A 7,197-nucleotide genomic window follows, 5' to 3' on the forward strand; every position below is an offset into this window, starting at 1 on the left:
GCCTTATACGATTTTTTCGGCAATCAGTATATCCATCGCATGCTGATGCGGCGCGCCGCCGCTGACGCAGTCGAAGATAATTTCTTCGCAGCGGTGGAATTTCCAATCGGCAAACAGCGAAAACAGCTCGCCTGACCGCCAATAGCCGCCGTCTATTTCTTCATCAGGCGGAGGCGGAATAAAGGGCTTCTGGACGAATACGTTCAAGGCGCACAAGCCGCCGGGCCGGATGCAGCGCTGATACTCCTGCAGGATGGCGCCTCGCCGGTCCGGCGGAAGATAGTGCAGCACGCCGCTTGCAAACAGTATATCATATTCCTGCTGCGGCACATACTCCAGCATGTCGGCCCGGAAGAATTCTGCCGCCGCCGTCGGATACTGGCTCGCCAGCCATTTCGCCTTCGCAATGCCTTCGGCGGCCAAATCAAAGCCGACAGCCCGATATCCGCACCGCGCCAGAAACACGGCGTCCTTTCCCTCGCCGCATCCCATATCCAGGACAAGACGCCGCTGCGACGGCGGTTTCAGCCGCAGGATATCGTAGCACATTTCATTGGGCTCCAGGCCCCAATAAAACTCGTCGGCCTTATACCGGTCAGCATAGACAGTCTTTCCATACTGCCGATGATGCCCCAGCAGCTCGTCGGTGCTCGTCTGCAGCAAATCCGCCAAGGCCGGCAGCAGCAGGATATCGGGCATCGTCTCGCCGGATTCCCGAAGTTAAGGATATTGGTTATGTATGAGTGCCGATGCAGCCCTGCAAAGGCACTCATATTCAGTTGTTTACTCGATTTTGCCGATAAAGCGGTAGTAGATGTCAATGTTCTGCTCTCGCACACCGCCCTCGTTGGTGGCTTCATGAATGACGATCTTTTCAATCAGCGTATTCAGAAGCTCCGCTGTCAGTTCGGTGGGGTTGGCGTACTGCTTGATAAGGGAAATCCATGTCTCCGCATCGACAGTTGTTTGTTTTTCGGACTCAAGCTCGGTGGACAGCCTTTTGATCTTCTCGGTAAGCTCCTGCTGCTCGGTCTGATATTTCTGAGACATCATGTTGAAGTTGTACTCCGTGATACGACCATCCGACCAGTCCTCATACAGCTTCGCAAACTTGCGGTCAACCTCTGTTCTGCGCTTCTCGGCTCTTGTAAGCTCTGCACTCTGCCTTTTGGCATTGGCGGCAAGCTCTTGACCGCTGGCTTTCAGCAACCGATGCAGAAGCTCCTTCTCATCCAACTGCGCCTGTCTCGACAATTCCTGTATTCTTGAAAGAACGTAGGTGTAGAGGTAGTCATAGCGGATATAATGTGCGGAGCATTGTTTCAAGCCTTGACCGTATTGACTGCAAGTGTAGTGGCTGTACGGTGTCTTGTTCTGCCTGTTCGTACCGAAGCGCATCGACCATCCGCAATCTGCACACTTAACAAGCCCGGAGAAGATTTGCGTGGTGGCGTCCTTCTGCTGTCTGCGGCGGCTGGCGATCTGTTCCTGCACCTGCTTAAAGACTTCCTTGGAGATAATGGCTTCATGGGTGTTCTCCACTCTGAACCATTCCTCCTGCGGCTTGCGTACCTTTTTCTTGTTCTTGTAAGAAATGTTGGTCTGCTTGTTGTGTACGCTGTTGCCGATATAGGTTTCGTCTTTTAGGATGCTCTTGACCTGTGCCAGCGTCCATGCGTAGGACTTTTCCTCCGGCTGTCCCTCGTAGATATGAGCAAATGTCCCATATCGCTGATAGTTCAGCCATCCGGCAGTAGGAACGTGTTCATCCACCAATACTCTTGCGATCTTGGCAGCACCCGCCCCATGATAGGCAAGGTCAAAGATTTTTTCGATAATCCAGCGGGTCTCCACATCAATCACAATGGCGTTCTTGACTTCGGGATGTCGGATATACCCCAACGGCGCATAGGCAAAGGTGCGTTCTCCTGCGGCATACTTGGCATGAAGTGCGGTCTTGACCTTGCGACTGGTGTCCTTGGCAAACCATTCGTTGAACAGATTTTTGAAAGGAACGAAATCGGACAAGCCTTTCTTGGTGTCCTCGTTCTCGGATACGGAGATATATCGCACTTGCCTCTCCGGGAACTCGTATTCCAGATAGTAGCCGACCATGATGTGGTCACGCCCGAAGCGGCTGAGGTCTTTGGTGACAATGCAGTTTACTCGTCCTGCATCCACATCTGCCATCATTCGCTTGAAATTCGGTCTTTCAAACGTAGTGCCACTCCATCCGTCGTCGATGTACTCGCCGACCACATGAAGCCCCTGTTCCTTTGCGTACTGCTGTAAAATGGTTCGCTGGGTCTCGATGGAAACGCTGTCGCCATAATTCTCGTCATCACTGCTGAGTCTCATATATAGTGCTGTATTGTACGGTTGTTTCATTAAAATCCTCCTGTTCGTGAAACAACCCACGCTTACAATACTTTCCTATGATAAGCGTGGGCTGTGATTCAATGCGATTCTGTTAACAATTCATCGAAATAATTTATTTTCCAAACTAAGTTCCACCCATTTTATTTTAACCATAGAAATTACTTTGACAAAGTTACAGATAGAAGTTACTTAAAAAAATTCTTTACCTCTCGCTTTCACTCCTGTTATGATTTTATCTCCTCACCCCAGGTTGTTTTGCAGGAGGTTTTAGAAGATGAAAAAACATACGCATTTATCTTTAGATGAACGGATTACAATTGCACAGCTTTTAAAAGACTGTTCCCCTTTTAAAGCAATCGCCCGCGAACTTGGACGTGATCCATCTACTATTTCAAAAGAAGTCCGGGGACATCGGGTTCCTAAAAAATCCGGTGCCCTTGGGAAAGCCTTCAACAATTGCGCCCATCGGTTCGGCTGCGACTGCAGACGTCTCTGTACCGGATGCAAAAATAACCGCTATTGCTGGACCTGCGGTAAATGTATTTCTATCTGCCCTGACTACAAGGAGCAAAAATGCTCCCGCCTTTCCTCTCCTCCCTACGTCTGCAACGGCTGCCAGAACCTGAATTCCTGCACGCTGGAAAAATGGTTTTACAGGGCTCAGTCTGCACAGGAAGAATACAAGAGCCTCCTTTCAGAGGCAAGGGAAGGGATCTCTCTTTCCGAAGATGAAATCCGGCATCTGGATTCTATCATCTCCCCTCTGATCCTGAAAGGGCAGTCCCTCAACCATATCTTCCAGAACCACGGGGATTCCATTATGGTCAGTGAAAGCACTCTCTACCGGCTGATCAATGACAATCTTTTTACCGCAAGAAATCTTGACCTGCCACGCAGGGTTCGTTTTTCCAAACGCAAGTGCAGAAAAAACAGGAAGATCGACAAGCAGTGTCGGACTGGCAGAACCTATCTGGATTATCAGGTTTATATACAGGAGCATCCTGATCTCCCTGTTACGCAGATTGATTCGGTAGAGGGCGTCAAAGGCGGGAAAGTCCTTCTCACCATCCATTTCGTGCAGGCAGAATTCATGGCCGCATTCCTCAGGGATACCAATGATTCCCAGTCTGTTATCGATATCTTTAACAGGCTTTACCTTGAACTGCGCTGTGATATTTTTATCTCTCTCATGCCAGTCCTTCTTGCAGACAACGGTTCCGAATTTTCAAATCCATCCCGGATTGAATTCGATACACAGGGGAATCAGCGGACACATCTGTTTTACTGTGATCCTGCTTCGCCTGGTCAGAAAGGATCTGCAGAACGGAATCATGAACTGATCCGCCTTGTAATTCCCAAAGGGAAACCGCTGGATTCCTATACTCAGGATGACATCAGCCTGATGATGAGCCACATCAATTCTTACTGCCGCCCAAGCCTTGGCAATAAGACTCCTTATGATATGATGTGCTTTTTATATGGGAAAGGAATTCCTGAACGGTTTGGGATTCATAAGATTGCGCCGGATGATGTCACACTGCGGCCGTCTCTTCTTGCGAAAGGAGATGACAAAGATGAATGACAGAGAATGCATTACTATACGGATTGAAGAATACGAAGAGATGATCTTCCAATATTTTGACGCATTGGATCAGATTTCTGATCTGGAACTGGAAGTTTTCGAATTAAAGGAAAAGTTATCGCTCCTGACAGGAACCCAGGAGCGATAATACAAAAGACAGGCTGATCATGCCTGTACCAAAACCACAACCCGGGATGAGACTTCATAGGCACAAGAACAGGGGTGGAATTTACTCTGAGAAAAAAACAATGAAATTTCACTTCCGGTCAACTGCGCCCATTTATAGCCCTATTCTCTCGGATTCGCATACTATTTTAGTAAGCGTAAAACTAATCGGCGGCTTGAGAGACTTTTCTGAATATGGGATAATATCACCATATAGCAGCGGCTAGTATACGCGACTGGAAGATAGTATACGCCAGTTGTGTATAGTCGTGTAGATATGGAGGTATTTTCGTGGAGCAAAAACTACAGACATTGAATCAGCAGAACAAACTGACGTTATGGTCGGAGCGTATTTCCGCCTGTCGTGACAGTGGGAAGAGTGTGAAAACCTGGTGTAAAGACCATAATATTTGTGAGGCGACCTTCTACAAATGGCAGAAAAAGTTGTTTGAAATGGTCAATTACCAGCAGACCTGTTTTGCAGAAGTTACACCTCTGGTACAGAATACCAACACTGTTGCTGTTACCGTTCGAATAGCTGGAGCAGAGGCAGATATTCACAGTGGCGCAGATGCCGCAACAGTAGAAACTGTACTGCGAATTTTGCAATCATGCTGAGCGACTTCACTGGAGCCGACAAGGTGTACATCGCCTGTGGCTATACAGATTTGCGCCGAGGGATTGATGGTCTGGCAGCAATCGTTCAGCAGGAGTTTTCTCTGGATCCATTTACCAATACACTGTTCCTGTTCTGCGGCAGACGCCGGGATCGAATCAAGGCTCTGTATTGGGAAGGCAACGGTTTCATACTGTTGTATAAACGATTGGAGTCGGGTTCTTTCCAGTGGCCGCGTTCGGAGAGTGAAGCCAGGATGCTGACCCCGCAGCAATATCGCTGGCTGATGGAAGGGCTCAGTATTGACCAGCCCAGGGCACATAAGCCAGTGAAAGGACTGGAAATTATCTAAAAACAGTATACTTTTTTAAGCGAATATGGTATCATAGAGTTATGAAAAGTATGGAAAACAACGAGGAAATGATCACAATTCCTCGTGCAGAATATGAAGCACAGAAGCAGCAGATATTGAAACTGGAACAGCAGGTATCGCTTCTGATGGAAGCAATACGGCTGAACCGGCATAAACGGTTTGGAGCGTCTTCTGAAAAAACAGAGGATGAATCCGCAGAACAACTGAACTTTCTGTTTAATGAAGCGGAAGTTTATGCGGAAAAAACAGCAGAAGAACCGGCCACAGTCGTCACTGCATACAAGCGTCGTAAAAAGCAGGAATATACACTGAATAATCTCCCGGAAGGAGTTGCCACAGAGCTGGTGGAACACCGTTTAGAGGGGGAGAATTTGGTGTGTCCGAAATGCGGGGACACCATGACTGAAATTGGTAAGGAAGTTGTCAAAACCCTCAAAATCATTCCTGCCAAAGTAGTTGTGGAAGAACATCATTACTTTACTTACACCTGTCAGAGATGCAATCGGGAAAGCACGGAAACTCCTGTTGTTAAGGCACCGAAAGAGAAGAATATCATTTCCGGCAGCTTTGCAACGCCAGAGGCGATTGCCCATATCATGACCCAGAAGTTTGTCATGGGTTCTCCTCTGTATCGTCAGGAGCAGGAACTGAGCCGGCAGAGGATTCCGTTAAGCCGCCAGACAATGTCCAATTGGATTTTGAAAGCTGCTGAGGATTATCTTATGCCGGTCTATGAACAGCTGCATAAAGAGCTGCTCAGCCGAGAGGTACTTCATGCAGATGAAACTACGCTGCAGGTTTTGCATGAACCGGGAAAGAAAGCACAGAGTGAAAGCTATATGTGGCTTTACCGGACAAGTGGAGATACCGATCAGCCAGTGGTTTTATATGAGTATCAACCAAACCGAAGTTCCCATAATCCGAGAAACTTTCTGCATAAATTCACAGGCTACTTACATACGGACGGTTATTCCGGGTACCATAATCTGCCTGAAAATATTACGGTGGTTGGATGCTGGGCTCATGCCAGACGGAAGTTTGATGAGGCAGTGAAATCTCTGCCCAAAAACAAGGCAAAAGGGAGCTCTGCAGCTCAGGGATTAGCCTACTGTACCAGACTTTTTTGAAATTGAAAAAGATTTGGCAGACTTATCCCCCAATGATCGATATATTCAGCGGCTGGAACAGGAAAAACCTGTACTGGACGCTTTTTTGGTGTGGGCAAATGTAAGAACTGCGGCACCTAAGTCTGCTTTGGGTAAAGCACTCACCTACGTAAAGGAGCAATGGCCTTATTTGACCAATTACCTTAAGGACGGCAGACTGGAGCTTTCCAACAATCGGGCAGAAAGAAGCATTAAGCCTTTTGTGATTGATCGCAAGAACTTTCTGTTTGCCAATACACCTAAGGGAGCTACCGGCAGCGCGGTAATTTTCAGTATCATCCAGACTGCTATTGAGAATGGACTGGACCCTTACAGATATTTGACCTGGCTCATGAAAACCGCTGCTTCCTCAGATTTTACTCAGCCAGAAGAGTTTCGCAAGCTGCTGCCATGGTATGCTCCCTCGGAATGTCAAACCAAGTAAATGTAAAAATATGAATTTGCCGTCTCAGAAAATGTTCTCTGAGACGGCATTTTTGGTATATAGGTTGATTTGACGGTTACAAAATACCGACTGCCAGGATGGGTAGTGTCAAGTATTTTTCGCAAAATGGTTTGCAGGCCCTGATATGAGTGAAGTCACCCAGCAATGGAGGTATCCTCCAGAGCCGCCTGTAGGTGCTTCATGTTCATGTACTTCTTGTTGCCCCACTGGGTACCGGCCACATGGCGCAGCCGGGCACAGACCAGCATGAGGGCGGAGTTGCCGTCCGGGAAGCTGCCCACCACACGGGTACGGCGGCGGATCTCCCGGTTAAGCCGTTCCATGACGTTATTAGTACGGATACGGGTCCAATGTTCACAGGGAAAATCGCAGTAAGTCAGCGTTTCCGAGCCTGTGAAAAAATCTCTGTAAACATAGATCTTCTATGATACTTGGTAAGCTGAAAGCGAATTTGAGAACTTTCAGCTCATG

The 7,197-nt window shown here is 47.9% G+C and carries 8 protein-coding genes and 1 pseudogene; 6 read left to right on the forward strand and 3 right to left on the reverse strand.

What is annotated here, in order from left to right; translation table 11 throughout:
* Positions 1–3: 3 nt before the first annotated feature.
* Positions 4–699: a class I SAM-dependent methyltransferase gene (locus OCV58_RS09140; protein WP_154877654.1), complete on the reverse strand. Its 696-nt coding sequence runs from the start codon at positions 697–699 to the stop codon at positions 4–6.
* Positions 700–783: 84 nt separating this feature from the next.
* On the reverse strand, positions 784–2,388 hold the full coding sequence (locus OCV58_RS09145; RefSeq protein WP_154877655.1) for a recombinase family protein: 1,605 nt from the start codon (positions 2,386–2,388) through the stop codon (positions 784–786).
* Positions 2,389–2,653: 265 nt separating this feature from the next.
* Here OCV58_RS09145 and OCV58_RS09150 point away from each other — a divergent pair, with 265 nt between their 5' ends.
* From OCV58_RS09150 to OCV58_RS09175, 6 genes are all read left to right on the forward strand, one after another.
* Positions 2,654–3,961: an IS30 family transposase gene (locus OCV58_RS09150; RefSeq protein ID WP_154877656.1), complete on the forward strand. Its 1,308-nt coding sequence runs from the start codon at positions 2,654–2,656 to the stop codon at positions 3,959–3,961.
* Positions 3,954–4,109, forward strand: a complete 156-nt coding sequence (locus tag OCV58_RS09155) for a hypothetical protein (protein WP_204614103.1) — start codon at positions 3,954–3,956, stop codon at positions 4,107–4,109. Before OCV58_RS09150 ends, OCV58_RS09155 begins: the two co-directional genes overlap by 8 nt.
* Before the next feature lie 308 nt (positions 4,110–4,417).
* On the forward strand, positions 4,418–4,744 hold the full coding sequence (gene tnpA / locus OCV58_RS09160) for an IS66 family insertion sequence element accessory protein TnpA (protein WP_154877657.1): 327 nt from the start codon (positions 4,418–4,420) through the stop codon (positions 4,742–4,744).
* Complete coding sequence (gene tnpB / locus OCV58_RS09165; protein ID WP_154877658.1) at positions 4,738–5,094, forward strand: IS66 family insertion sequence element accessory protein TnpB; 357 nt, start codon at positions 4,738–4,740, stop codon at positions 5,092–5,094. Before tnpA ends, tnpB begins: the two co-directional genes overlap by 7 nt.
* A gap of 50 nt (positions 5,095–5,144) precedes the next feature.
* Complete coding sequence (gene tnpC, locus OCV58_RS09170; protein ID WP_267312872.1) at positions 5,145–6,242, forward strand: IS66 family transposase; 1,098 nt, start codon at positions 5,145–5,147, stop codon at positions 6,240–6,242.
* A gap of 13 nt (positions 6,243–6,255) precedes the next feature.
* Positions 6,256–6,705 (forward strand): IS66 family transposase, encoded by a 450-nt coding sequence (locus tag OCV58_RS09175; RefSeq protein ID WP_267312873.1) that lies wholly within the window; start codon positions 6,256–6,258, stop codon positions 6,703–6,705.
* A 155-nt stretch (positions 6,706–6,860) separates the two neighbouring features.
* On the opposite strand, the pseudogene OCV58_RS09180 reads toward OCV58_RS09175, so the two are convergent.
* Positions 6,861–7,112, reverse strand: a pseudogene (locus tag OCV58_RS09180) (transposase); the annotation flags it as partial.
* Between the last annotated feature and the right edge of the window lie 85 nt (positions 7,113–7,197).

It is taken from the genome of Megasphaera stantonii, assembly GCF_025567065.1.
In the GTDB taxonomy this organism is placed as follows: domain Bacteria; phylum Bacillota; class Negativicutes; order Veillonellales; family Megasphaeraceae; genus Megasphaera; species Megasphaera stantonii.

Excerpts from the sequence above, each read along its gene's own strand:
- tnpB (WP_154877658.1), top strand. The coding sequence starts at position 4,738 with ATGCTGAGCGACTTCACTGGAGCCGACAAGGTGTACATCGCCTGTGGC.
- OCV58_RS09140 (WP_154877654.1), bottom strand. The coding sequence starts at position 699 with ATGCCCGATATCCTGCTGCTGCCGGCCTTGGCGGATTTGCTGCAGACG.
- OCV58_RS09155 (WP_204614103.1), top strand. The coding sequence starts at position 3,954 with ATGAATGACAGAGAATGCATTACTATACGGATTGAAGAATACGAAGAG.
- OCV58_RS09145 (WP_154877655.1), bottom strand. The coding sequence starts at position 2,388 with ATGAAACAACCGTACAATACAGCACTATATATGAGACTCAGCAGTGAT.
- OCV58_RS09150 (WP_154877656.1), top strand. The coding sequence starts at position 2,654 with ATGAAAAAACATACGCATTTATCTTTAGATGAACGGATTACAATTGCA.
- tnpC (WP_267312872.1), top strand. The coding sequence starts at position 5,145 with ATGGAAAACAACGAGGAAATGATCACAATTCCTCGTGCAGAATATGAA.